General features: G+C 74.5%; 21 protein-coding genes. 9 read left to right on the top strand and 12 right to left on the bottom strand.

What is annotated here, in order from left to right; all coding sequences use genetic code 11:
- Positions 1-43 precede the first annotated feature (43 nt).
- Entirely contained in the window at positions 44-223 is a 180-nt protein-coding gene (locus tag HNR21_RS28055) for a hypothetical protein (RefSeq protein ID WP_233358618.1), read from the top strand.
- Positions 224-255: 32 nt separating this feature from the next.
- Here HNR21_RS28055 and HNR21_RS28050 read toward each other — a convergent pair whose 3' ends face one another.
- A complete protein-coding gene (locus HNR21_RS28050) occupies positions 256-843 on the bottom strand; it encodes a hypothetical protein (protein WP_182707544.1) in 588 nt (195 codons plus the stop codon).
- A gap of 91 nt (positions 844-934) precedes the next feature.
- On the opposite strand from HNR21_RS28050, the gene npdG reads away from it, so the two are divergent.
- Positions 935-1,615, top strand: a complete 681-nt coding sequence (npdG, locus tag HNR21_RS28045) for an NADPH-dependent F420 reductase (RefSeq protein WP_182707543.1) — start codon at positions 935-937, stop codon at positions 1,613-1,615.
- 66 nt (positions 1,616-1,681) lie between these two features.
- On the opposite strand, the gene panB is transcribed toward npdG, so the two are convergent.
- Complete coding sequence (gene panB, locus HNR21_RS28040; protein WP_119729605.1) at positions 1,682-2,539, bottom strand: 3-methyl-2-oxobutanoate hydroxymethyltransferase; 858 nt, start codon at positions 2,537-2,539, stop codon at positions 1,682-1,684.
- 200 nt (positions 2,540-2,739) lie between these two features.
- Here panB and HNR21_RS28035 point away from each other — a divergent pair, with 200 nt between their 5' ends.
- The 3 genes from HNR21_RS28035 to HNR21_RS28025 all read left to right on the top strand — a co-directional run bounded on the left by HNR21_RS28035 (position 2,740) and on the right by HNR21_RS28025 (position 7,229).
- Complete coding sequence (locus HNR21_RS28035; RefSeq protein ID WP_182707542.1) at positions 2,740-4,335, top strand: MFS transporter; 1,596 nt, start codon at positions 2,740-2,742, stop codon at positions 4,333-4,335.
- 7 nt (positions 4,336-4,342) lie between these two features.
- Complete coding sequence (locus HNR21_RS28030) at positions 4,343-4,963, top strand: TetR/AcrR family transcriptional regulator (RefSeq protein WP_182707541.1); 621 nt, start codon at positions 4,343-4,345, stop codon at positions 4,961-4,963.
- Positions 4,964-5,144: 181 nt separating this feature from the next.
- Entirely contained in the window at positions 5,145-7,229 is a 2,085-nt protein-coding gene (locus HNR21_RS28025; RefSeq protein WP_182707540.1) for a SpoIIE family protein phosphatase, read from the top strand.
- Between the two features lie 154 nt (positions 7,230-7,383).
- Here the strand turns inward: HNR21_RS28025 and HNR21_RS28020 are convergent, their stop codons facing one another.
- From HNR21_RS28020 to eccCa, 5 genes are all read right to left on the bottom strand, one after another.
- Complete coding sequence (locus HNR21_RS28020; protein WP_182707539.1) at positions 7,384-8,706, bottom strand: SGNH/GDSL hydrolase family protein; 1,323 nt, start codon at positions 8,704-8,706, stop codon at positions 7,384-7,386.
- Positions 8,707-8,716: 10 nt separating this feature from the next.
- Positions 8,717-9,448, bottom strand: coding sequence for a polysaccharide deacetylase family protein (locus HNR21_RS28015; RefSeq protein WP_220500327.1), 732 nt, complete (start codon positions 9,446-9,448; stop codon positions 8,717-8,719).
- 221 nt (positions 9,449-9,669) lie between these two features.
- Positions 9,670-10,680 (bottom strand): DUF6177 family protein, encoded by a 1,011-nt coding sequence (locus HNR21_RS28010; protein ID WP_182707538.1) that lies wholly within the window; start codon positions 10,678-10,680, stop codon positions 9,670-9,672.
- Positions 10,677-11,075 (bottom strand): hypothetical protein, encoded by a 399-nt coding sequence (locus HNR21_RS28005; RefSeq protein ID WP_119729611.1) that lies wholly within the window; start codon positions 11,073-11,075, stop codon positions 10,677-10,679. Before HNR21_RS28005 ends, HNR21_RS28010 begins: the two co-directional genes overlap by 4 nt.
- A complete protein-coding gene (gene eccCa, locus HNR21_RS28000) occupies positions 11,072-15,088 on the bottom strand; it encodes a type VII secretion protein EccCa (RefSeq protein WP_182707537.1) in 4,017 nt (1,338 codons plus the stop codon). Before eccCa ends, HNR21_RS28005 begins: the two co-directional genes overlap by 4 nt.
- 91 nt (positions 15,089-15,179) lie before the next feature.
- Between eccCa and HNR21_RS27995 the strand changes: the two genes are divergently transcribed.
- Entirely contained in the window at positions 15,180-16,034 is an 855-nt protein-coding gene (locus tag HNR21_RS27995; protein ID WP_182707536.1) for a hypothetical protein, read from the top strand.
- 7 nt (positions 16,035-16,041) lie between these two features.
- On the opposite strand, the gene HNR21_RS36460 is transcribed toward HNR21_RS27995, so the two are convergent.
- From HNR21_RS36460 to HNR21_RS27970, 5 genes are all read right to left on the bottom strand, one after another.
- Positions 16,042-17,055 carry a CpaE/TadZ family protein gene (locus HNR21_RS36460; protein WP_182707535.1) on the bottom strand — a complete coding sequence of 338 codons (1,014 nt, stop codon included), beginning with the start codon at positions 17,053-17,055 and terminating at the stop codon, positions 16,042-16,044.
- Between the two features lie 803 nt (positions 17,056-17,858).
- A complete protein-coding gene (gene eccD, locus HNR21_RS27985) occupies positions 17,859-19,184 on the bottom strand; it encodes a type VII secretion integral membrane protein EccD (protein ID WP_182707534.1) in 1,326 nt (441 codons plus the stop codon).
- A gap of 51 nt (positions 19,185-19,235) precedes the next feature.
- Positions 19,236-20,219, bottom strand: coding sequence for a TNT domain-containing protein (locus HNR21_RS27980; RefSeq protein WP_119729615.1), 984 nt, complete (start codon positions 20,217-20,219; stop codon positions 19,236-19,238).
- A gap of 115 nt (positions 20,220-20,334) precedes the next feature.
- Positions 20,335-20,637, bottom strand: coding sequence for a pore-forming ESAT-6 family protein (locus tag HNR21_RS27975; RefSeq protein ID WP_182707533.1), 303 nt, complete (start codon positions 20,635-20,637; stop codon positions 20,335-20,337).
- Between the two features lie 55 nt (positions 20,638-20,692).
- Positions 20,693-21,025, bottom strand: coding sequence for a hypothetical protein (locus HNR21_RS27970; protein WP_119729617.1), 333 nt, complete (start codon positions 21,023-21,025; stop codon positions 20,693-20,695).
- A 674-nt stretch (positions 21,026-21,699) separates the two neighbouring features.
- Between HNR21_RS27970 and HNR21_RS27965 the strand changes: the two genes are divergently transcribed.
- From HNR21_RS27965 to HNR21_RS27955, 3 genes are all read left to right on the top strand, one after another.
- A complete protein-coding gene (locus tag HNR21_RS27965) occupies positions 21,700-22,023 on the top strand; it encodes a hypothetical protein (protein ID WP_182707532.1) in 324 nt (107 codons plus the stop codon).
- Between the two features lie 18 nt (positions 22,024-22,041).
- Positions 22,042-22,389: a DUF6507 family protein gene (locus HNR21_RS27960; RefSeq protein ID WP_182707531.1), complete on the top strand. Its 348-nt coding sequence runs from the start codon at positions 22,042-22,044 to the stop codon at positions 22,387-22,389.
- A 133-nt stretch (positions 22,390-22,522) separates the two neighbouring features.
- Positions 22,523-25,045: a hypothetical protein gene (locus HNR21_RS27955; protein ID WP_182707530.1), complete on the top strand. Its 2,523-nt coding sequence runs from the start codon at positions 22,523-22,525 to the stop codon at positions 25,043-25,045.
- The last annotated feature ends 22 nt before the right edge of the window (positions 25,046-25,067 follow it).

Genomic DNA, 25,067 nt, shown 5'->3' with positions numbered 1-25,067 from the left:
GCGGGCACCACTGTGGGCACCGGGCGAGGTTCGGGAGGTATCGGTGAAACTCTCCGCTGACGACTGGTGGTTCTGCCTCAAGCACCTGCGGGTGGAACACGGCGCGGGCTGCCCCAACAAGGACCGGATGGGCCCGTACGCCACCGAGGCCGAGGCCGCCGGCGCCCTGGACCGGGCCCGCGCGCGCAACAAGGCGTGGGACGCCCGGGACGAGGAGGACTGAGGGGCCCGGGGCCGTCCCCGGGGTGAACGGGGTCAGTCCGTCACGACCGGGCCGCTGATCCGCTCCAGCACGCGGGCCAGCCGGTCGCGCAGGCCGCGGCGCCGCTCCGGCGGCGCGCCCGCGGCGGCGCTGACCAGGTGCTGGGCGCCGTCGAACGACAGCAGCCGGTCCCGCGGCGGGATCGTCAGCGCCTCGTGGGCCAGCCCCTCCAGTTCGCGGTCGCCGCCGTCCAGGGTCAGGATCGTCGCCCCGCCGCGGCGCGCGTCGTCGACCCGTTCCAGCAGCGGGACGGGGGCCCGGTCCTCGGCGACCACGAACAGCGCCTCGCCGCGCCCGGCCGTCTCCAGCCGTTCCAGGCCGATCCGCAGGTGCGGCGGGGCCTGCGGCGGCGGGGACCAGCGCACCAGGGTGGGGGACAGCTCGGGGATGTGGTTGAGGCGGCTCTCGTCGTCCAGGTGCGCCGCCATGTGCCAGGGCTCGTCGGCGGGAGTGCCCACCAGCAGCAGGCTCCCGGGTCCGCGCGCCGATGTCCGCAGCGCCCGGGCGAACTCCCCGGTCCGTTCCAGCCAGCCGGTGGCGGCCAGCACCTCGCGCAGCATCGCGACCTGGTCGGCGTCCACGGCCCCATGGTGCCGCAGCGCGGGCGCACGGGAGGGCCGAACGGGCGAGCCCGCCCGTCCGCCGCCGGACGCGAACTGGGAGGATCGTCCCATGAGTGAGCAGAAGACGCCCTACGACCTCCCGGACGTCAGCGGTCTGTCCCTGGGCATCCTGGGCGGCACCGGCGACCAGGGCAAGGGTCTGGCCCGCCGTTTCGCGATGGCCGGCCACCAGGTGATCATCGGTTCCCGCAACGCCGAGCGGGCCCGGCAGGCCGCCGAGGAGCTGGGCCTGTCGGTCCGCGGCGCGGAGAACGCGGTGGCCGCCGCGGAGCCCGACGTGGTGATCGTGGCGGTGCCCTGGGAGGGGCACAGGGCCACGCTGGAGTCGCTGCGCGCCGAACTGGCCGGGAAGATCGTGGTCGACTGCGTGAACCCGCTGGGCTTCGACAAGCGCGGCGCGTTCGCGCTCCAGGTCGAGGAGGGCAGCGCGGCCGAGCAGGCCGCGGCGGTGCTCCCCGACAGCCGGGTGGTCGCCGCGTTCCACCACGTGTCGGCCAAACTGCTGCTGGACCCCGAGGTGGCCGAGATGGAACTGGACGTGCTCGTGCTCGGCGACGACCGGGAGGCCACCGACACGGTGCAGGCGCTGGCGGGCCGGATCGGGGGCATGCGCGGCATCTACGGCGGCCGGCTGCGCAACGCCCGCCAGGTGGAGGCGTTCACCGCCAACCTGATCTCCATCAACCGCCGCTACAAGGCCCACGCGGGCCTGCGCGTCACCGACGTGTGAGAAACGGAACGGACGGCCCGGTCTGGCCGGGCCGTCCGTCCGGGGGTGGGGTGGAGCGGAGCCGGATCAGCGGTAGGAGTGCTCGGGGCCGGGGAAGGCGCCGCTGACGACCTCCTCGGCGTAGGCGCGGGCGGCGTCGCCGAGCACGGTCGCCACGTCGGCGAACTTCTTGACGAACTTGGCGGTGCGCGGGGTCAGCCCGGCCATGTCCTGCCAGACCAGCACCTGCGCGTCGCAGGCGTCACCGGCGCCGATGCCGATCGTGGGGATGGACAGCGAGGCGGTGACGCGCGCGGCCAGCTCGGTGGGCACGCACTCCAGCACCACCGCGAACGCGCCGGCCGCCTCCAGCGCCTTGGCGTCGGCCATCAGCTCCTCGCCGGCCTCGCCGCGGCCCTGCACCCGGTAGCCGCCGAAGACGTTCACCGACTGCGGGGTGAGCCCGAGGTGGCCCATCACCGGGATGCCGGCCGCGACCATCGCCTCGACCTGGGGCAGCACCCGGCGGCCGCCCTCCAGCTTGACGGCGTGCGCGCCGGTCTCCTTCATGAACCGCACCGCGGTGGACAGGCCCTCGGCGACGCTGGTCTGGTACGAGCCGAACGGCAGGTCGGCCACCACCATCGCCCGCCGGGAGCCGCGCACGACCGCGGCGGTCAGCGGGATCAGGTCGTCCACGGTGACCGGGATGGTGGAGTCGTAGCCGTACACCACCATGGCGGCCGAGTCGCCGACCAGCAGGACGGGGATGCCGGCCTCGTCGAACACGCGGGCGGTCATCGCGTCGTAGGCGGTCAGCATGGGCCACTTCTCGCCGCGTCGCTTGGCGGCCGCGATGTCGCGCACGGTCACCCTGCGGTCGCCGGCCTTGCCGCCGTACAGGGCGTTGGCGTCGGGGGCGGTGCTGGGGGCAGCAGAAGACATGGATGCGAACCTCCGGTCTCGAGGCGCCACGGTGGCGTACCCGGACGGAATCGATGATCCCACGGACAAAACGGATTCGGTACCCCGGAACATTCCTCGGGCGGCCGTGCCGGCAGGCCCCCGGAATATCGAAACGGTTCCGTAGCGTATCGTGGTGACGACCCCCCCACCGGACCGTGCCGAAGCCAACGAGGAGCACCGTGACGACGCACCCGGCCACGGAGCACACCGGCCATCCCCGCCGCTGGGCGATCCTCGGCGTCCTGGTCTTCAGCCTGCTGGTGGTCGTGCTGGACAACACCATCCTCAACGTCGCCCTGCGCACCATCGCCGACCCGCGGCGCGGGCTGGGCGCCACGCAGAGCGAGCTGGAGTGGTCGATCAACTCCTACACGCTGGTGTTCGCCGGGCTGCTGTTCACCTTCGGCGTCGTCGGCGACCGGCTGGGCCGCAAACGGGTGCTGGTCGCCGGGATGGCGGTCTTCGGGCTGTCCTCGCTGGCCTCGGCGTACGCGCAGAATCCCGAGCAGCTCATCGCGGCGCGGGCGCTGATGGGCCTGGGCGGCGCGGCGATCATGCCGCAGACCCTGTCGATCATCACCAACGTGTTCGACCCCCGCGAGCGCGGCCGGGCCATCGGCGTCTGGTCCGGCGCGGTCGGGCTGGCCGTGGCGATCGGCCCGGTCACCGGCGGGCTGCTGCTGGACCACTTCTGGTGGGGCTCGGTGTTCCTGATCAACGTGCCGATCGTCGCCGTCGGCCTGGCCGGGATGCTGTGGCTGGTCCCCGAGTCGCGCAACCCCGCCCCCGGCCGGATCGACCCGCTCGGCGTGCTGCTGTCCATCGTCGGGCTGGTCGCCCTGTCGTACGGGATCATCGAGGGCGGCGAGCGCGGCCGCTGGCTGGAGCCGGTGGTGCTCGGCCCGATCGCCGCCGGGCTGGCGGTGATCGCGCTGTTCGCGTGGCACGAGGCCCGCACCGACCACCCCGCGTTCGACGTGCGGCTGTTCCGCGACCCGCGGCTGTCGGTGGCGGTCGGCTCCATCGCCTTCTGCTTCTTCGCCACCTCCGGGGTGTTCTTCTTCGGCTCGTTCTACCTGCAGTCGGTGCGCGGCCTGTCCCCGCTGCAGGCGGGCCTGATGATGCTGCCGTTCGCGGCGGCGCAGCTGATCTTCTCCCCGGGCAGCGCCGCCATGGTCCGCCGGTACGGGGCCCGCGCCGTGTGCACCACCGGGATGCTGCTGGTCACCGCGGCCATGCTCGGCTACCAGCTGTGCGACGGGAACTCCCCGCTGTGGATCTTCGGCGTGGTCGCGTTCGTGCAGGGCTCCGGCATGGCCAACGTGATGCCCCCGGCCACCGAGTCGGTGATGTCGGCGCTGCCGCGCGAGAAGGCCGGGGCCGGATCGGCGATCAACAACACCGCCCGGCAGGTCGCGGTCGCCATGGGCGTCGCGGTGCTCGGCTCACTGGTCGCCTCGGTCTACCGCGGCGAGATGCGCGGCCCGCTGGACCGGCTGCCCGCCGGCGTCCCCGAGGACGTCCGGCACGCCGCGGGCGAGTCCATCGAGGGCACCCTGGGCCTGGCGAACGGGCTCGGCCCGGCCGGGGACGCGCTGGTCGCCCCGGCGCGGGAGGCGTTCGTGCACGGCATGCACGTCGCCGTGCTCGGCTCGGCGATCGTGGCGTTCCTCGGCGCCCTGCTGGTCATGCGCTGGATGCCGGGCAGGAACGCCCCGCAGCCCGAGCCGTCGGGGCCCGAGCCGGGAGCCGCCCGTGTCGGTCAGCGGCTTTAATGAAGGCGTGACGGCGACGCCCCAGACGAGCCCGGTCCCGGCCCGGCCGGGCCGGCCGCGCAGTGCCCGCGCCGACAAGGCCATCCTGGAGGCCACCCTCGACCTGCTCGCCGAGGAGGCGGGCGTGGCCGGTGTCTCCATGGAGGCGGTCGCCGCGCGCGCCGGGGTCGGCAAGACCACCGTCTACCGGCGCTGGCCCAACAAGGAACGGCTCATCGTCGACGCGCTGGCCGCCCTCAAGCACCCCCTTCCCGAGCTGGCCGGCCGGTCGGTCCGCGAGGACCTGCTGACGCTGGCCCGGTCCATCGGCGCCGACCACACCGACAGGCGCAGCCGGTGCGTGTGGAACGTCCTCGGCGGCTTCGACAGGCATCCCGAACTGCTGGCCCGCTACCGGCAGGAGGTCATCGAGCCGCGCCGCGAGGTGGTGCGCGGGGTGCTGCGGCGCGGCGTCGCCACCGGCGAGCTGCGCCCCGACCTGGACATCGAGGTCGCCGTCACCATGCTGGTCGGCGCGATGACCCTGCAGGGACGCGTGCCCGCGCCGCCCCCCGCCGACCCGGCCGGCGCCGCCGAACGGCTGGCCGAAGGAGTGGTGGACGCCCTGCTGCGGGGCATCGCCGCCTGAACCGCTCCGCCCGGGGGAGACCCCGGCCCGCCGGGGCGCCCCGCCCATCGGTGTGATCTTCTCCCTCCACGGCGGGCTATGCCCCATACTGAGCGCTTGGAAGCCGTTGCACGATCGGTGGGCAGGAGCAGAGGTGACTAAGGTGCCGCCACCCCGCGCAGGGAGGGCCCGGACGGGACCAGTGCCGGCCGCCGACTCCGACTCCCGGACCCTGGTCCTGGGCATCGACCGGTCCGGCCGGGTGGTGCAGTGCGGCGGCAACGCCCCCGCGGTCCTCGGGCACCGGCCCGAGGAACTGCTCGGCCGCCTCACCGGGTCGCTGGTCGCCGACGACGCCAGGCGGGACCTGGAGGGCCTGCTGGAGGCGGTCGCCGCCGGCCAGGAGCGCACCGCCGTGCTGCCGGTGCGCCGCGCCGACGAGACCCGGACCGACGCCGTCGTCACCGCCCAGCCGCTGGTGGCCGCCGAGGCCGGGCCCGCCCCCACCGCGCTGCTGCACATCCGGGTGGCGCTGCCGGCCGGCGAGCGGTTCCAGGACCCGGCGCGGATGCGCCGCGCGCTGCTGGACGACCCGCTCACCCGGTTCGGCGCCTCGCTGGACCTGGACCAGACCGCCAAGGGCCTGGTCGACGTGATCGTGCCGCACTTCTGCACCACCGCGACGGTGCTGGTGCTGGAGAGCCTGGTCGCCGCCGACGAGGTGCACGCCGAGTCCGGCGACGCGGTGCTGCGCCGGCTGGCCGTCACCTCCGACGACGGCAACGCCATGTGGCCGGCGACCTTCCCGCAGGGCGAGGTTCTGGTGTATCCGGCGGGCACCCCGTACCGGGAGTGCCTGGACACCGGCCGGCCGGTGCACCTGCCGCAGGTCGACGCCGAGCTGGCGGCCGAGATCGCCCGGGTCTGGCGGCGTCCCCCGGTGGCCGAGCTGCTCTCCGGGACCTCGATGGTGCTGCTGCCGCTGATCACCCGCGGCACCCTGCTCGGCCTGCTGGTGTGCACCCGGGTGCCGGGCTACCGCCGGTTCGACCGCTACGACGTCGAGATCGGCATGGAGTTCGCCGCCCGCGCCGCCATCGTCATCGACAACGCCCGCCTGTTCAGCCGGGAACGTGCCACCGCCCTCACCCTGCAGCGCAGCCTGCTGCCCAACCGGCTGTCGGCGCCCTCCTCGGTGGAGGTCCGGCACCGCTACCTGCCCGGCAGCAAGCTGGTGGAGGTCGGCGGCGACTGGTACGAGTCCATCGCGCTGCCCGGCGCGCGGGTCGCCCTGATCGTCGGCGACGTGGCCGGGCACGGGGTGCGCGCCGCGGTCACCATGGGCCGGCTGCGCACCGCCCTGCACACGCTGGCCAACCTGGAGTTCGCCCCGGCGGACGCGCTGCACGTGCTGCACGAGCTGATGATCGAGCTCGGCGAGCAGGAGCCGCACTTCGCCACCTGCGTCTACGCGGTGTACGACGCCGGCACCGGCACCCTGGAGATCGCCTCGGCCGGGCATCTGCCGCCGCTGCTGGTCCGCCCCGACGGCACCAACGAGTACCTGGAGGTGCCGCCCGCCCCGCCGCTGGGGGTGTCCGGCGGCGCGATCACCAGCCGGGTCTTCGACGTCGAGGACGGCAGCGTCTTCGTCATCTACACCGACGGCCTGGTGGAGAACCGCGGCCGTGACATCGACGACGGCCTGGAGCGGCTGCGCGAGGTGTTCGGCCCCGACAGCGCCGACCGGCCGATGGAGGACCTGGCCAAGGCCACCCTCGGCGGCGTCTACGCCGACCACCACCGCGACGACATCGCCGTCCTCATCGCCCGGCTGCGCCGGCTGCCCGCCGACCGCCGCGTCTCCTGGACGCTGCCCGCCGACCCGGCCGCGGTCAAGCGCGCCCGCGGGCTGGTGCGCACCCAGCTGAACCGCTGGGATCTGGACGAGCTGTCCTACACCACCGAGCTGCTGGCCTCCGAGCTGATCACCAACGCGCTGCGGTACGCCCCGGGACCGATCCAGCTGCGGATGCTGCTGGAACGCACCCTGGTGCTGGAGGTCCTGGACCGGTCCGCGGCGCTGCCCAGGCTGCGGCACGCCCACGACGACGACGAGAACGGCCGTGGCCTGCTGGTGGTCAGCCAGCTCGCGCACCGCTGGGGGAGCCGCCGCACCGCCGCCGGCAAGGTGGTGTGGTGCGAGCAGACCGTCCCGGGCGTCGACCCGGACGCCTACGAGCCGGCCCAGGCATGGCCGGGGGAGAACCACCACCGGGAGTCCTGACCGCCCGCTCCCGGGGCGGAGCCGCGTCTCCCGCCGGAGAACCGGGACGCCCGGAGCCCGGCGAGACGGTCTCCGACATCGCCTGCGGCCGGGTCCGCCATGGCCGCACGCCCATGGAGACGCGGATCTCCATGGGCGTGCGGCGGTCGAGGGGTCAGCGGAACAGCCGGAGCGGAACGGCGGCGGCGAGGGCCTCCATGCCCGCGTCATTGGGGTGGAGGTGGTCGCCGCTGTCGAAGCGGGCGAGCAGCCGGCCGGGGTCGGCGGGGTCGCGGACGGCGGCGTCGAAGTCGATGACGCCGTCGTACGCGCCGCTCGTCCGGATCCACCGGTTGACGGCCTGCCGCCTGCGCTCCCGCCCGGGGCTGTGGAAGCCGAGGGTGTCGCCCTCGAACGGGGTGAGCGTGGCCCCGTAGATCCGCAGCCCGCGGCGGTGCGCGGCGGCGATCAGCCGCCGGTGCCCGTCGATGATCTGCGCGGCGGACACCTCCTCGGAGGCGGGCGCCACGTTCCCCGGCTGGCCGATGTCGTTGATCCCGAGCAGGACGATCACGTACCGGACGCCGGGCTGGGCGGCGACGTCGCGCCGGAAGCGGCGCAGCCCCGCCTCGCCGAAGTAGGCCGCGAACGCCTCGGCCTCCGATCCGGGCGGCGCCTTGGCGTCGTGCAGCAGCCGGTTGCCGCTGATCCCGGCGTTGAGGACGCCCAGATGCCCGAGCCCGGCCGCCCGCAGCCGCCGGGCCAGATGGTCGGGCCAGCGGTGGTCGGCGTTGACGGCGGTGATCGCGCCGTCGGTGATCGAGTCGCCGAGCGTCACGATCGAGCCGCGGGCGCCCGCCCGTCCCGGTCCGGGTTCCGGCCCGCGGACGCTCACGCCGGTCAGGAAGTACCACTGCTCGATCACCGAGGACGCCTCGACCTCGGCGGCCCCGGTGACGTTCCCGGCGGCCACGACGCTCTGCTGGAACGCCGAGGCGTGGATCGTCGTGCCCTCCGTGCGCCGCGGCAGGTAGATGCTGACCGCCAGGTCCGACAGCGCGGGCACCTGAAGCGCGACCGGGTCGCTGAGGATCCGTTCGCCCGGCGGGACGGTCACCGACGTCCGGCCGCCGAAGGTCAGCCGCCGGTCGCCGCCCGGGGCGATCCGCTCGGGAGCCTCGCCGTCGCCCCGGGCGACACGGGCCTCGCCGATCACCAGCGGCCGCTCGCCGAACTCGTTGGACAGCCGCACCCGCACCGCGCTTCCGCCGGTGCTGACATGGACGATCTGCCGGAGGGTCTGGTCCTGGAAGACCGCCGTGCCGGTCTCGGGCACGGTGGTGGGGGACGCGGCCCACGTCCCCACCCAGCCGCGGTCACCGTGCCCGGCCGCGCCGCCCGCCGCGGCCGGTGACCCCGCGGCCAGCAGCCCGGCCACGAGGGCGCCGGCGGTGAGGACCGGCCCGAGCGAACGGGAGAGCACCGAACGCGGAGTCATCCCGGCCGCCTCAGGGAGCCGTCGCCACGGCGTGGAACACCGTGTCGCCGAACGGGACGTCCTGCGGGGTGTAGACGATCCGGCCCGTGCACAGCCCGCGGGCGCGCAGCTCGCGCACGATCTGCGGGACGGCGTCGACCGATGCCTGGGACCAGTCGTGCATCAGCATGATGCCGCCCGGCCGGAGGGTGCGCGCCGCCGCGACGATCTCCGCGGTGGTGGCGCCGGCCCAGTCCCGGGAGTCGACCGTCCACAGCACCTCCAGCAGCCCCAGCCGGGCCTCGTGCCGCCTGATCTGCTCGTTGGTCTCCCCGTACGGCGGCCGGAACAGCGTCGGCCACTCCCCGGTGATCCGGTGCAGGATCTGCTGCGCGCCCAGGATCTCCTGGAACGCGGCCGGCTCGCCGATCTGCGTCAGGTGGGGGTGGGTGACGGTGTGGTTGCCGATCCACATCCCGGCGCTCCGCTGCGCGCGGACCAGGTCGGGACGGGCCTGGGAGCGGTCGCCCTGGTTGAAGAACGTCGCCCGGGCGCCCGCCTCCCGCAACCTGCTCAGCAGCGTCGGCAGCGTTGCGGGGGTCGGCCCGTCGTCGAAGGTGAGCGCGACGTACCCGTTGGGGCACTGGGAGCGCGCATGCCCCGGGGCGGCGGCGTGCCCGGACGGGGACGCGGCGACCAGGAGCGCGGCGGCGGCGGCCAGTGCGGTGGACGAGGACGCGAGGCGGTGCAGGGCTCTTCTCACATCGTGCTCCGGGGTGGGACGGGGAGGCGGAACCGGTCACGAGTCTCCGAAAATTTTCGATAAGTTTCGGAGTGTTTTCGGGTAACGTACTGCCGTCCCACCGGAGGGTCAACGGTGCTTTCAAAGCGGCCCGATCGACGGACCGCCTTCCGCGCAAGACGCCGAGCGGTCCCGGGCGCTCACCGAGCGCCCGGGACCGCCGCGACGACTGTCGGAAGGTTTCACCTCCCCGAGGTGCGCAACCGCCCCATCAGATCGCCCAGCCGGCCCCACGCGGCGGTGTCGGTCCCGTCGCCGAGCACGTACCACATGCCGGGCCGGGCATCGTCACCGATGACCCGGCCCTCGACCGGCGCCGCCGCCATGTGCTCGGCCCCCGTCTCGGCGACCCCCTCCGGCCCGACCGCCAGCGCGACCGGCACCGCGGCGCCCTGCCAGCGCGGCGGGTAGGTCAGGTCGGCGCGTCCCGGCACCCACTGCACCGTCATCGTCAGCAGCGTCCCCGCGCGGGCGTGCCCGTCGGCGACCGCCGCCAGCTCCTCCAGCGGCGGCGGCCGGCCCGGCTCGTAGGCGACCGCGAACGTGACGGTCTCCTTGACCCCCGAGGTCACCCGGGACACCCGTTCCGTCCCGCCGAACCTCGGGCCGTCCGCGGCGGCGTCGTGCGGCCCCATGAACGTCAGGAACGTGGCCTGCGGGGCGCGGCGGCGGGCCAGCGCGGTCAGCTCCGACGGCGACCACCGTGCCAGGGCCGGCTCGGCGGTGCCCCACGACCTCGGCGAGGTCCCCGCCAGCGTGCGCGCCAGCCCCTCGACCGCGCCGCCGAGCTCCAGGGCGGAGGTCGGCTCGTGCACCAGCCGCAGGTCGACGACCAGGTGATGGCCCAGGCCGGCGGGCGGCTCCACCAGATACGCGTCCGACGGCCGCGGGGTCTCCTGCCCGACCGGGGCGAACATGGCGCCGTCCCACTCCAGCGGCAGGCCGGAGAAGCCGTCGTAGTAGCCGTCGCCGGGCTCCTGCACCACCCACCGGGCCTTCGGGCCGCCCAGCGCCATCCGCAGCGGCAGCGTGATCCGCGCGTCGTGCGGGGTGAGCACCTGGACCGCCAGCCCGCTCGTCGCGCACCGCGCCATCACGTCGGTCAGCCACGACGACAGCGGCACCAGCGGCCGGTCCTGGACGACGACGGCGGACCTGCGGGTGAGGATGTCCACCGCCGGATGCGCGCTCATCGGCCGTCCTCCGCGCCCGGACCCGCGGCCTGCGGGGGCGGGCCGGGCGGCCAGACCCGGCCGCCGAGCCGTTCCACCATCGCCTCGGCGAACCGGTGCGCCAGCGCCGCCCCGGCGGGCTCCGAGCCCGTCGCCCGGGCCTCCACCCACCAGTACGGCACCGACAGGCCCGCGGCGGCCTCCGCGCCCAGCAGCCGTTCCACCTCGCCCTCCACGTCCACCCGCTGCGCCGCCTCGATGCTCAGCAGCGGCCGGCCCTCCTCGTCGCACAGCTGGATCAGCGCGCCGTCGCCCGCGCCGCGCACCCGCAGCGTCTCGCCCGCCTCCACCATGCTGTCGACGATCGCCCGCACGTCCGGGGCGCGCCGGGTCAGCACGACCAGGTCGTAGGTCACGGCGCCTCCCGGACCGGCTCGTCGGAGGGCACGGGGCCGGCGGGATCCGCCAGCGCGGTCTGGATCAGCCGCGGCCCCTCCCCGCGCCGGATCCACAGTCCCCGGCCGGGCGGCCGCGCGTCGGCGTAGATCCGCGGGAACAGCTGCCCCTCGGCCCGGTCCCCGCTCATCACCAGCACGCCGCTGCCGACCTCCCGCATCGCCTGGATCAGCGGGTCGTACAGGCCGCGGCTCGCGCCCGCCACCCGCCGCGTCACCACGAAGTGCAGCCCGATGTCCCGCCCGCTCGGCACGAACGGCACGAACGGCGCCAGCGGCTGCTGCCCGGCCGTGGTCAGCAGGTCGTAGTCGTCGACCAGCACCACGATCTGCGGGCCCGGCACCGGCCGGTCGTCGGCCGCCGTGCCGCCGGAGTCGTCGGGCATCCGGCCCTCCAGCTCCTTGGCCACCCCGGCGGCCAGCCCCGCGCACACCCGCGGGGTGTTGGCGTAGCCGCCCAGGTACGGCTCGGGCACCACGTCCCGCAGCGACCGCCGCGGGTCCATCACCGCGAACACCACCTCCTCGGGGGCGTACCGGTCGACCAGCCCGCGGGCGATCAGCCGCAGCAGGTTGGACTTGCCGCACCCGCCGTCGCCGAGGACCAGCAGGTTCTGGTCGGCGTCGAACAGGTCCAGCAGCACCGGCGCGAACGCCCGCTCGTCCACCCCGACCGGCACCAGGCGCGGCTCGGCGTCCGGGCCGGGCAGCCCGCCCGCCGGCAGCCGGTGCGGCAGCACCCGCACCGGCGGCGCGGTCTCGCCCGTCCAGGCGCCGCGCACCGCCCGCACCGTCCGCTCCACCACCGGCCCCAGCTCGGCCGGGTCGGGAACGCCGCCCAGCGCCGGCACCGCCACGTGCCCGAACAGCTTGGCGTCGGTCAGCGCCCGGCCCGGCAGCTCCGCGCCGATCGTCTCGGCCAGCTTGCGGTCCACCATCGACTCGGTCGGGTCGTTCAGCCGCAGCTCGATCCGCTGCCCGAAGGTGGACTGGTCGGCGATCCGCACGTCGTTCCACCGCAGCATCCCCGCCACCAGGTGGATCCCGTAGCCGCCGCCGCGCTTGAGCAGGTCGGAGACCATCTCGTCGATCTCCTCGAAGTCGCCCCGGATCGCCCCGAACCCGTCGATCACCAGCACCACGTCCGCGCACGGCAGCTCCGGCACCTGCCCGGCGGCGTGCAGCTGCCGCAGCCGCTGCACCGAGTCCAGGCCGCGCTCGCGGAACACCTGCTCGCGATGCTCCAGCATCCCGTGCACCTCCTCGACGGTGCGGCGGACGCGCTCCCGGTCGGTGCGCGCCGCGATCCCGCCGACGTTGGGCAGCCCGGCGAGCGCCTGCAGGCCGCCGCCGACCAGGTCCAGCCCGTACACCGCGACCTGCTGCGGGGTGTGGGTCAGCGCCAGCGACAGCACCAGCGTGCGCAGCAGGGTGGTCTTGCCGGTCTGCGGTCCGCCGATGACCGCCACATGGCCGCCGGCCGCCGTCAGGTCCAGGTTCCACACCCCCTGCCACTGCCGGCGGGCGTCGTCCAGCAGGCCGATCGGGACCTGCAGCGGCCGGTTGCGCACCGGCAGCCGCATGCCCTCCTCGGTGATCCGCACCGGCCCGGTGACCGCCTCCAGGGTGGTGACCGCGGGCAGCGGCGGCAGCCAGATGTTCTGGATCCGCTCGCCGTGCCGCGCCAGCTGTCCCACCATCACGTCCAGCAGCGTCGGGCCGGTGGTCCGCTCCGGCAGGTCCGGCTCGTCGTCCTCGCCCGCGGGCCGCTCGCCCGGCATCGCCAGGTTGTAGGCGGGATAGGGGCGCACCGGCAGCGGCCCGTCGCCGGCGTCGTCCACCTCGGTCGGCCCGCGGTACGGCCCGGACACGTACCCGCCCTTGAACCGCACGTAGACGCTGGTGTCGACCTTCAGGTAGCCGAACCCGGGCAGCGCCGGCAGGTGGAAGGCGTCCGGCGTGTCCAGCACCGTCCGCGACTCCTCCTCCGAGAACGTGCGCAGCCCCAGCCGGTACGACAGATAGGTCTCCAGCCCGCGCAGCTTGCCGCTCTCGATCCGCTGGCTGGACAGCAGCAGATGCACCCCGATGCTGCGGCCGATCCGGCCGATCGACAGGAACAGCTCGATGAAGTCCGGCCGCGCCGTCAGCAGCTCGCCGAACTCGTCGATGATCACCAGCAGGTGCGGCAGCGGCGGCAGCCCGGGCCGCTGGGCGCGCAGGTGGTTGTAGTCGCCGATGTTGGCGACGTTCCCGGCGTCCCGCAGCACCTGCTGGCGGCGCTGCACCTCGCCGGACAGGCTGGCGTACACCCGCTCGATCAGCCCGGCGTCGTCCTCCAGGTTGGTGATCACCCCGGCCACGTGCGGCAGCCCGGCGAACGGCGCGAACGTCGCCCCGCCCTTGTAGTCCACCAGCACCATCGACACCTGCTCGGGGGAGTGCGAGGCGGCCAGCGCCAGCACCAGGGTGCGCAGCATCTCGCTCTTGCCCGACCCGGTCGCCCCCACGCACAGCCCGTGCGGGCCCATGCCCAGGCTGGCGGCCTCCTTGAGGTCCAGGATCACCGGCTGGCCCACGTCGTCGAGCCCGATCGGCACCCGCAGGAACGCCCGCTCGCCGCGCGGCGCCCACAGCCGCGGCACGTCCAGGTCGGCCGGGTCGTCCACCCCCATCAGCGCGGTGAAGTCGACGCCGCCGCCCTGCCCGGCGGTCTCCTCCACCGACTCGCGCGACAGCCGCAGCGGGGCGATCATCCGGGCCAGCCCCTCGGCCATCCCCGGCGGCACGTCGTCCAGCGTGCCGGTCAGCGTCACCGGGGTCCGGCCGCGCAGGTCCTCCACCGTCACCCGGTCGCCGTCGACCCGGATCCGCACCGCCACGTCACCGGGCTCGTGGGTCTGCTCCGACACCAGATGCACCACGGTGGTCGCCAGGTCCGCCACCGGGACGCCCTCGTCCGGCCGCACCAGCTCCGCCGACACCTCGCCGTGCGTGTCGTGCACCACCACCAGCCGCCGCAGCAGCCGCAGCGAGTCCCGCCGGTTCAGCCCGCGCCGCACCTCGGCCGCGTGGTCGGTGCGTTCCCGCAGGTCGTCGGCGAGCAGCGCGGCCAGCCGCAGCGGGCTGGAGGCGATCAGCCGCACCGGCGCCCCGCCGTCCCGGCGCCGCTGGTCCAGCACGTGCGGCAGCCACTTGACCCACTCCCAGTCGGCCGTCCGCGTCCCCGGGAACGCCACCGCCAGCGCCGTGTCCTCGGGCGCGTGGAACGCCGTCAGCTGCACCAGCAGCGCCCGCACCAGCCGCAGCACGTCCGCCCGCCCGCCGACCACGCTGACGTTGCCCGCCAGGTCCAGCGGCACCGCCAGCGGCATGTCCGGCGCGGTGCGGAACCGCTCCATCAGCGCCCGCGCCTCCGACAGCATGAACGGGTCCGTCGGCGTCAGCGCGGTGCCCTGCTCGCCCAGCACCAGCGGACGTCCCGGCGTGAACCCGGTCCCCACCCGCACCTGCAGGAAGTCCGGGTGGGTGCGGCGCCGCTCCCACAGCCGCGTCGGGTCGCGGACCACGTCGTACAGCGCCTCCGGCGGCGGATGCAGCACCCGGGCCTGCCGGCGGACGGCGCGCTCCCGCTCGCCCAGCTCCTCGCGCAGCTCCTCCAGGTACTCCAGATAGCGCTCGCGCTGGCCGCGCCGCTGCCGCGACACCTGCCCGCGGCGCGACAGCAGCAGCGCCGCCCCGCCGACCACCGCCACCAGCAGCAGGACCACGCCCAGCATCATGAACGCCGGGGTGCGCAGCATCATCATGATGGTCAGCGACGCCATCATCCCGACCATCGGCAGGATCGTCAGCAGCTGGCCGCCGGTCCCCCCCTGCTCGGGGAGCGTCGGCGGCGCCTCGATCTCCCGGGGCTCCTCCTGCGGGGGAGGATGAACGGTGCGCGCGGGCCGATGCACTACCCGGGTCGTCACAGACACTCCTCGATGACGTGGTTCGCCCAAAACCTTAGTGTCGGAGACGGCGCCGGAAGTTGGGATCGGATCTCCGGGGAGGTGGGGCGCGGTGGACGTGTTCGACGTCTCGGCCGATGTGCACGCCCTGATCGTGGATCTGCTGCCCGTCGTGTGCCCGAGCGCCCGTTTCGACCCGGAGCTGTCGCGGGTGGTGGTGCCGGTGGGGCGGTTCGAGCCGGCCATGCCGACCCTGACGATCGTGGAGCGCTGCGCCCAGGCCGACCCCGCCCGCTGGCCCGGCCTGGTCGAGGAGTGGCTGCGCGACACCGCCGACCGGTTCGGGCTGGCCGTCGCCGACCTCGAGCTGTTCGGCGACATCCGCAAGCGGCTGCGGGTGCGCATCGAGCCCCGGCTCGGCGACGAACGCCGCCGCTGGATCGCCTGCAGGCCCGCCGGCCGGTACTTCGACGCCGTCGTGCACATCGACCATCCCGAGTACGGCGGGCCGCTCACCGTGCACCGCGCCAGGCTGCTCGGGCTGCGGAGGATCGGCGACTACGCGGTGCCCAACACCTACGAGGGGGAGCTGGCGGACGTGCAGGTCCGCGACCAGCCGATCACCGCGCGGGAGACGGTCCGGGTCGTCACCAAGCCGGGCTGCCGGTACGTGTCGGCGCTCTTCACCGAGCTGGAACGGTTCCTGCCCGACGCCGGGCGGGCGGGGGCGCTGGTGGCGATCCCCACGCACAGCACGATCCTGCTGTACCCGCTCGGGGCCGCCGGGCCCGGTGCGGTGCTGCCCGCGCTGGCCCAGGTCGCCGCGGACATGCACGCCGCGTCCGACGACCCCTGCTCGCCGGACGTGTTCCGGTACGGGCCGGACCGGTCACTGGTGCGGCTGGATCCGGCGACCCGCGCCGCGGCGGACGAGCCCCGGCCGCGCCGCCGCTTCTGGCGGCGGTGACCGCGGCTCAGCCGCCGGCCGCGCGGCGCAGCGCCTCGGCGGCGATCGCGATCGCGGTGACCCGGGTCGAGTAGGCCAGCAGCGCCGGGTCCAGGGTGCTGCCGACCGCGACGTGCCGGTCGTAGCCCAGCCTGACCACCCCGACGCCGACCTCGGCGAGGATCCGCGCGGCCTTGGCCAGGTCGATGACCTGCGCGGTGTGCGGGCTGTGCACGGTGAACACCACCACCGTGCGGGCCACCAGGCCCGCCAGCCCGTTGGCGGTCATCCAGTCCAGCGCCCGCCCCACGCTCGCCGCCCCGCCCGGCGTGGTCGGCGCCACCATCACCTGCGCGTGCGCCGCCTCCAGCACCGCCCGGTGCAGCTCGGTGAGGATCCCGGCCCCGCAGTCGGTGACCGTCACGCCGAAGAACCTGCTCAGCGGTATCCCCGCCGTCCGGTAGACCTCCGCGTCCGGCCCGTCGCCCGGCGTCCCGTGCGTGCCCGGCAGCCCCCACAGCCGTTCGCCCAGATGCGCCAGGTACGGCTCCACCTCGTCGAACGAGCACGTCCCCGGCTCGGCGGCCACCACGTCCGCCAGCGTGTGCCCGGCCCTGATCCCCAGCCGCAGCGGCAGCGACCCCAGCTCCGGATCCAGGTCCAGCGCCAGCACCCGGTCCTGCCGGTACCGCGCGTACGCCGACGCCACCAGCGCCGCCACCGTGCTCTTGCCCGCGCCCCCGCGCATGCTGGTCACCGCGATCCGCCGCCCGGTGGTCACCGGATGCTGGATCCACCGCCCGTGCTCGGCCAGCGCCTGCACGTCGTCGGCCGGAACGAACGGCCGCAGCGCCCCCCGCCCGATCCGCCGCAGCAGTGAGTCCCCGTGCACGGTCCGGCTGACCAGATCCTCCGGCCCGACCGGAGGCGGCGCCGAGATCCCCGGCCCGGCCCCGACCACGGCTCCCGGCACGGCCGCCTCGAGGGCCCCGCCCCCCAACGGGACCACCGGCTGCACCGACGAGACCCCCGCAGCCCCCACGGTGCCGCCTTCGCCCGCGGCTTGCGCTCCTGTCCCCGAACCCGGCCCGACAGGGAACACGCCACCCCGCACCGTCGGCTCGGCCCGAGTGCCGGACGCACCACCTGCAGCCGCTCCGGCCACCGCCCTGTCCTGCGGGTGCCCTGACGCAACCGGCTCCGATGCGCTCTGCGGCCTTGCCACGACATCCGGCCGGGTCACTGCCAACTCCTCCGGCGCAGGATCGGCCGCCGTGGCCGGAGGCGCCGTGTCGGGAGCAGGGGCGGGCCGCCGGGCGGCCGGTTGGGCGGCAGGTCGGGATACGGAGATGGCCGACCCTGCCGTTGGTGCGGCGGGTGCCGGAGGGACTGGCTGCGCTGCGGGTGGTGGCGTGGGGGTGGTCGCCGTTGGGGGGCGGTGAGGCGGTGCCGGGCTCTCCGTTCCCGGAGCGGGGGCGGGCTGCGGGGCTCCCAGGGCCGCGGCCACGGAGGTGGTGGGGCGCGGAGACTCGGCGTCCGGTGTGGTGGGGGAGCCGAAGGACGGTGGGGGAGTGCCGACCGGACGTGAGGCGGGGGACTCCTGCGTGGAGGCGGGAGGGGGCGTGGTCGGCTGCATGTCGCTGTACCAGCGGGCGATCTCCCAGGGAACCTCGCGCCGAGACTCCTGGGGCTCCCGGGCCTCGGCGGGGGACCGCTCCCCGGCCGGGGCGGGCTGCGCGCGTCGGCGCGGGCGGACCGTGGGCGGGTCGACGGCCGTGGTCTCCGGGTCGGGCCGGAGCTCGTCGCCCGGTTCGTCCCGGTGGAGTTCAGCCAACCCGCTCCCCTTCAGAAGGTGCCGAGCAGTCGTGCGAAGACGCCGAAGATCCCGATGGCGACCGGGACGAGCGCCACCACCGCCACCGCCTCGATCCGGTTCGTGATCCGGCGCAGCCGGGCGCGCAGATGTTCGGGCTGTTCCGCCGTGAGCACCACGACCGGGATCGCCAGGCCTGCCAGCAGCATACCCAGCGCGGGGACGACCCCCCAGGCCACGTGCGCGGTCCACCGCACCGCCAGCGCGGTCACCACGACCACGGCCGCCGCCAGCAGCGCGACCTTCTCCAGCACCAGCGGGAACATCCGGGCGCGGCTGGCCACGACCAGCGCCAGCAGGCCCGCCAGCGCCGCCGTCCACCAGTCGAACCGGGCGGTGGCGCCGAGCCCGGCGACGACGGCGGCCACCGCGACCGCCGCGGTCCCGATCGTCATGCTGCGGTGCGCGTCGTCCAGCGCGGCCAGCACGTCACGGCGGGCGACCTCGGAGCCCTCGCCGCGCCGGTCGTCCAGCGACGTCAGCCCGGACAGGGTGAGCGCCGCCCGCAGCAGCATGTGCAGCACGATCACGCAGGTCACCGCGAGGACCGCGGCGGTGCGGGCGGAGTCCAGGCCGAACGCCGCGCACAGCGTCCCCTCCACCGCCAGCAGCAGCGCCACCCCGCCGCCGATCAGCCCGCCGCGGCCCAGCGGCGACGCCGGCCCCAGCACCGCGACGACGACCGCGGCCAGGATCGCGATCCCGCCCCAGCGCGCCCAGCCGGCCCAGTCGTGGACGTCGGCGGCGGACCACACGGCCAGCGCGCCCATCGTTCCGCCGCCCAGCGTCAGCGCGGCGCCCAGGTCCCGGCGGCGGAACATGCCCAGCGCGACCCCGCCGGCCACCAGCGCCGCGGCCGGCCCGCCGAGGGCCGCGGGCGCCGCGGCGGCGGGCACCGCGCCGCCGAGCACCAGCCCGACCGCGAACGTCAAAGCCACGAACGCGCAGACGGCGCTCCACCGGGCGGCGGCCGGCCCCCAGCGCCACAGGTGCCCGCCGAGCGCGTCGCCCACCACCTCCGGCACCTCGTGCACCACCGGCGCGGGCAGCGGCTCGTCGGCGCGGACCAGCCGCAGCACCGCCCCGTCGGGGATCCGCCGGTCGGCGAGCGTGGCGCCGGGATCGAGCACCTCACCGGTGGAGGTGACCAGATGGCGCAGCCGGGGCGGGCTCTGCACCGGGTCGCCCAGCAACTGGAGCACGTCGGGCATCAGCGCCCCGATCGGCTCCTGCGCCGGCAGCACCATGTCGACCCTGCGGTGCTCGCCGACGAGAGTGACCCGGCTCCAAGCGGCCATGGCGCCCTTCCATCCGTTGCGTTCGTAGCGGGGGTCGCGGCACCCGGGGGATCACCGCGGAACGATCGTCCCCGAGACGCGTTCAAGGTAGCCGTTGCGCACCAGCCAGCGGATCGTCGGCAGCGCGGGCGGCCGGGGCAGCAGGTTCGCGTTCACGGTGAACCGCACCCCGCCGCCGGGGCTGCCCGGCGCGGGCTGCGAGATCGACGCCATCACCTGGAACGGCCTGACCACCCGGTAGCGGAAGTAGCTCGCCGGCACCCCCGGCACGGCGTCGGCGCGCGCCGCCGGCGGCAGTCCCCGCTGCGCCCACGCCGTCCCGAACGGGAACAGCACCGAACCGCTCTCCTGGCCGAACTGGTCGACCAGTTGCCCGGGCTGCAACTGGTAGGCCAGCGTCGGCGTGCCCGCCGCGGTGAGCTTGCCGCGGGCGTCGGCGGCCAGCGCGGCGCCCTGCCCGGCCGCCTGTCGCTCGGCCTGCGGGGTGAGCGGCCTGGGCCGCCCCTCCTTGATCACCAGCTCGCCGTACAGCCACCGGCAGGCCTCGTCCTCGGTGGGGAACTCCCCGGCGATCCGCCCCTGCTGGTACTCCACCACGCCGCCGGAGAACCCGTCCTTGTCACGTGCCACCACGTAGTAGCTGGTGGCCCGGCCGGCGGGCGGGCGGGGTTGGCCGGGCAGCACGTACAGGCTGCGGGGCACCCCCGCCCTGTCGAGGTCGGCGCGCAGCCGGGCGAAGGTGATCTGCGCCCCGACCCAGTCGGCCGGGACCGGCGCGGTGCCGTTCTCCGGCGCGACGGCCTGGGACTGGGCGATCTGCGCGCGTTCCCGCTCGCGGAAGACCGACTGCAGGTACGACCACCCCACCGTGCCGCCGCACAGCACCGCCGCCACGCACAACCCCGCGACGACCTTCATCACCACGCCGTCGTACGTGCGGCGGGTGCGCTGCGGGCCGAACAGCAGCGCGTCGCGGAGCCGGCGGCGCCGTACCGCCACCGACTCCAGCAGTTGGGTGTCGTAGTCGCGCGCCAACGGCACCTCCCCTCACGCCTGCGCGCGCGGGCCGGTGCCCACAGCGACGGAGGGACGCGCCGTCGCCCGGACGGCGACGCATCCCTCCCGGGTCACGGCGATCCGGCGTCCGCCGTCAGATCGCCTGCACGGCCGCGCTCGCCTTGCTCAGCGTGTTCTGCGCGATCTCGTCGTTCTTCTCCAGGGTGGCCTTCACCAGCCGGATGATCTCACGGGTCTCGTTGGCGGCGTTGTGCCACTTGATCTCCTTGGCGTGGTACTCGTCCGACACGCCGGTGGCCTCGAAGTCGGCCATCGCGGCCGCGACGTCGGTGTCCCGGGTGCCGATCAGCTGCTCCAGCCGGGAGACGATCGCCTGGATGTTGCCCTGCGCCTCCGCCGAGGCGCCGGTGTCATAGCTGCGCCGTCCGTTTCCCACGGTGCTCTGGTCCTTCCTGCGCTGGTGGTCGCGTCCGTCAGGGGCGTGGGCCCGGTCAGGTGCGGAACTTGGCCGCGTCGAAGTTGGCCGCGCTCATCGTCCGGCCCGCCTCGTCGGCCATGGACTGGTCACCGGTGAGGAACGCCCGGTCCATGCCCACCTGACCGATGTTGACGCGGTCCAGGCCGCCCTTGAGGTCCGCGATGATCTGGTCCGAACGGGCCTTGAAGCTGTCGAACGCCGCCTTGCCGGCGCCGTTGAACTTGCCGCTGAGCGGCTCGGCGGCCGCGATCAGCGCCCGCACCAGGCTCGCCAGTTCCTCACCGCGGTCGCCGGTGTTCCTGGCCAGGGTGCTGAGCGTCTCCGCCCCCTGATCCCATCGACCCATCGTCACCTCACCTGCCAGTCGGATCGTCCGCTTCGCACTACGGCGGCGGAAGTGTCCTCGACACTAATCGCCGCCGGGGCCCTCCCGCCACCGTTCACCGGGCCACAGGGGCATGGCGCGGCATCGGGCGGCCGATGAGTGTGACGCCTCCGGAGCGCGGCGGGTTCCGGATTTTCATGGCCGAATCCGGACTCGTTGTGAAGCGGACGCATAACGTCGGCGCTCCCCGGGATGGAGTGCGACGCCCCGACCGCCGTCCCGGTTCCGGGGTCTCCGCAGTGCTCGGGCCGGTGAGCCCTCGACGAACGGATCCGCCCGTCCCACAGGGCCTCCCGGACCTGCGACCGCCTGACGGGGTGGCCTGTGACCTGCGTGGCCGACCGGGACGGAAGGGCCTTACACCGCCGACGAGGGGTGATATGAGGGCGGGCGTATGGCGGTGGAGTGCCTCGCCAGGTTCGCCCGGCGGATCGGTGGCCCGCGCTTTTTCGGGAATGACCTGGTCGAAGGCCGGATGACGTTTCGTCGTTCCAGATCACTGCGAACCGATGTCGGCAATCGGGCGTCGGAACGGTGCGGGATTCAGGTGGACATGCGGCGGTTGTCCTCCGCATGATGGGAACGGTGTGCGATCGGCCGCCCCTGCCGGGGCGCCGACCCGAGATGTTGGAGCCATGAAGTTCGAGTTCGTGCAGCCCCCCGAGCACGAGTCCGCCGTCGTGCCCGGCGAGGAGGAACGGCCGGCCGGGGAGCCGCACGACGACGGGGGAGCGGACGCCGATCCGATCGCCGGCGCGGCGGTGGCCGCCAGACGGCTGGCCGACGAGGTCGCGGCCGAGTCCGAGGGGATCCGGTCGGCGATGGCCGAGATGGCGGCGGTCGTCGCGGCCGCGCCGCCGCGCACGCCGATGAACGCCAGGCCGCCGTCGAGTTTCCGGGCCGGCCGTTTCGGGCCCGCGCGGGGCGACGGCCGCCCGGACCGGAACGCGAGCGGTTGACGAAGAGGAACGGGGCGCATGTCGGCTTGGGACATTTCACCGTCCGAGGTGGGCGCGGTGGTGACCACGGTGGGCGGTTACGTCGGCGACGGTGAGGGCGGCGGCGGCCTGATCGGTCACATCGAGGACTTCGCCTCGCACGTGGAGGAGGCGGCGACGGCGGCGGCGAGCATGCCGATCGGCACGGCGTTGCAGGAGTACGTCGCGCACACCTCGCCGGGGTTGCGGGGGATGGTGTCCAAGACCGCCAGTTGCATCCGGGGCGCGGTGGAGGCCACCAGGGCCTACGTCAACGGCGACCTGGACATGGCCGCCGAGGCGCAGCGGGCCGCCGTCAACGCCCCCGCGCCCCGGATCGGCAGGTAGACCTTCCTGTGGCGGACGTCACAATGATCTCTTTCGTCCGGAACGCCGTCCGCGGCGTCGTAGTCGTCGACGACAGTCGGCCGTACCGGTGCGCCCCCGGGGGCTCCTGGCAGGTGGTGTGACGTTGAGCGGTGTGATCGATCCGAACGCGATCCCCATTCCCAAGGCGAACCCCGACGAGGTGGAGACCGCCGGGCGGGCGCTGAAGACCGACGGGACGGAGATCTCCGACGCCGGTCATGACATCCACTCGACCTGGCAGCGGCTGCGCGGGGCGTATATCGCGCCGGAGGCCGAGCAGTTGTTCGCCGCCACCCGGCCGGTCCAGGCCGCGGGGGATGCGTTCAAGGGCGAGGTCACCACGGTCGGTGACGCGCTGATCGCGTTCGCCGGCGAGGTGCGGCCGATCATCGGCCGGCTGCAGAGCCTCAAGTCGCGGGCGCAGAACTTCCGCAACGAGATCGCCGGTGACGACGACTGGCGCGAGGACGAGGACAAGGTCGACGAGCACAACCGGCTGAACGACGACGTGCTGGCGGCGGTGGCCCAGTACCAGGAGGCCGAGCGCCGCTGCGCCAACAAGATCACCGGCATCTTCGGCGGCACCCAGTTCGTGTCCGCCGACCAGCGGCCCGGCAACGGCCAGCGCGCCTACGGTCTCGGTGAGGCGCCCAAGGGGGTGCAGACGCCCTGGGCCACGCCGCAGGAGCACGACAAGCCCTGGTACCAGGACGCCTGGGACGGCGTGTGGGACTTCGGCAGCGACATCGTCGTCGGGGTGGCCGACCTGGTGGGCCTGCACGGTGAGAACGGCTGGGTCTGGGAGGACGACGCCACCTGGCTCGGCAACCTCGGCGGCAACTGGATGAACGCCCTGCGCAACACCGCCGGCCTCGTCGGCCTGCACGGCGAGAACGGCTGGGTCTGGGAGGAGGACTCCCACTTCTGGTCCAACCTGGGCAACAACTGGAAGGAGATGGCCCACTCGTTCGTGCCCTGGCGCGAGTGGGACGACCGCCCCGGCTACGTGATCACCCAGGGCGTCCTCAACGTCGGCTCCGTCGCGCTCGGCGGCGCCGGACTGGTCCGCGCCGGGTTCAAGCTGTTCCGGCGCGGTGACTCCGGCGGTGACACCGACGTCACCCGCGGCGACGCCAACGGCGACGGCCGGATCGACTCGGGCGAACTCGGGAACGTCGATCAGACGCCCACCACCCGCGACCTGCAGAACCAGCTCGACCAGCTCGACTTCGACACCGACGACCTGGCCGACCTGCAGCGTCAGCTCGACCAGGCCGAGGACCTGCGCGACCACCAGCCCGCCCCGGTCACCCCCGACGGCCAGGGCGACACCGACCCCGGTGGTTCTCGCGACGGCGGCCACCAGCCGGCCGACAACGGCCGCGACCCCCTCCCCGACACCGGCACCCCGGACGCGGACCGCCCCGGTGACGGTCGTCCGGACGGTTCGCTGCCGGACACGGATCGGCCGGATGCGACCGCTCCGGACGCGGACCGCCCCGGCGATGGCCGTCCCGACGATTCGTCGCCGGACGTGGACCGTCCTGGTGATGGCCGTCCGGATGGTTCGCTGCCGGACAGCGATGCTCCGGGTGCGGATCGGCCGGATGCGACTGCTCCGGACGTGGACCGTCCCGGTGATGGCCGTCCGGATGGTTCGCTGCCGGACGCCGACGCTCCGGGTGCGGATCGGCCGGACACCGATGCTCCCGGCACGGACGGTCCCGGTGACGGTCGTCCGGACGGTTCGCTGCCGGACGCCGACGCCCCTGGCGACGGGCAGGGCGACACCGCTCCGGACGCCGACGGCCAGAACGGGCAGGGTCAGAACGGGCAGAGTCCGTACAGTCCCGAGGAGTTGCAGCAGCGGCTGGAGAACGCCGGCAAGCTGGAGGACTCGCTGCGCCGGGCCGGTCTCAGCGATGAGGAGATCGAGGGGCTGCGCGGCGACGAGCCGCGCGAGGGGGACGCCTGGCAGCGCGCCTACTCGGCGATCCGGCAGCAGTTCCCCGGCTCGGTCCAGGACCGCATGCACGCCGACGCGGTGCGCTGGGCGGCGGACGGCGCCGAGGGCAACCCGCGGGAGTTCGCGCACCGGTACGAGTACTTCAAGGCGCGGTTCGACGAGGTCCGCCGGGAACTCGACGCGGCCAGGCTCGCCGGCGAGAACGAACTCACCAAGAAGCAGGTGCCGGTCGCGGCGGCCGACCGGATGGGCGACCTGAACCTGACCGACGAGATCAACGCCGACATGGCCGAGGTCCGCCGGGCCAGGCCGGACGGCGGCGTGCGGATCGATCCGGACGCGTCCGGCGACGCGCTGGAGCAGGCGGTCCGCGACAACGCCGGCCGGATCGACATGGGCTCGGAGAGCTCGGCCGCGTACCATGCCCACAAGCACTACAAGGAGCTGCCCGAGAGCGAGCGGACCGGCGACATGATCCGGGACTACCTGGACAGCGCCGAGCGCACGATCCGGGAGGGCGAGGTGTGGCGCCGCCAGACCATGGACAACGGCAGCGAGCAGCTCATCATCCGCCGCGACGTGGGCGGCACCGTGATGGAGGCCATCATCTACGTCAAGCCGGACGGCTCCACGGTCATGGCCAGCTACGGCTCGGCGAAGGTCAAGTGACCGGCCGTCCGTGCGCGAGGGG

The sequence above is a fragment of the Thermomonospora cellulosilytica genome, from assembly GCF_014138835.1.
Taxonomy (GTDB): domain Bacteria; phylum Actinomycetota; class Actinomycetes; order Streptosporangiales; family Streptosporangiaceae; genus Thermomonospora; species Thermomonospora amylolytica.
This window is presented reverse-complemented; position numbering and strand designations above follow the sequence as displayed.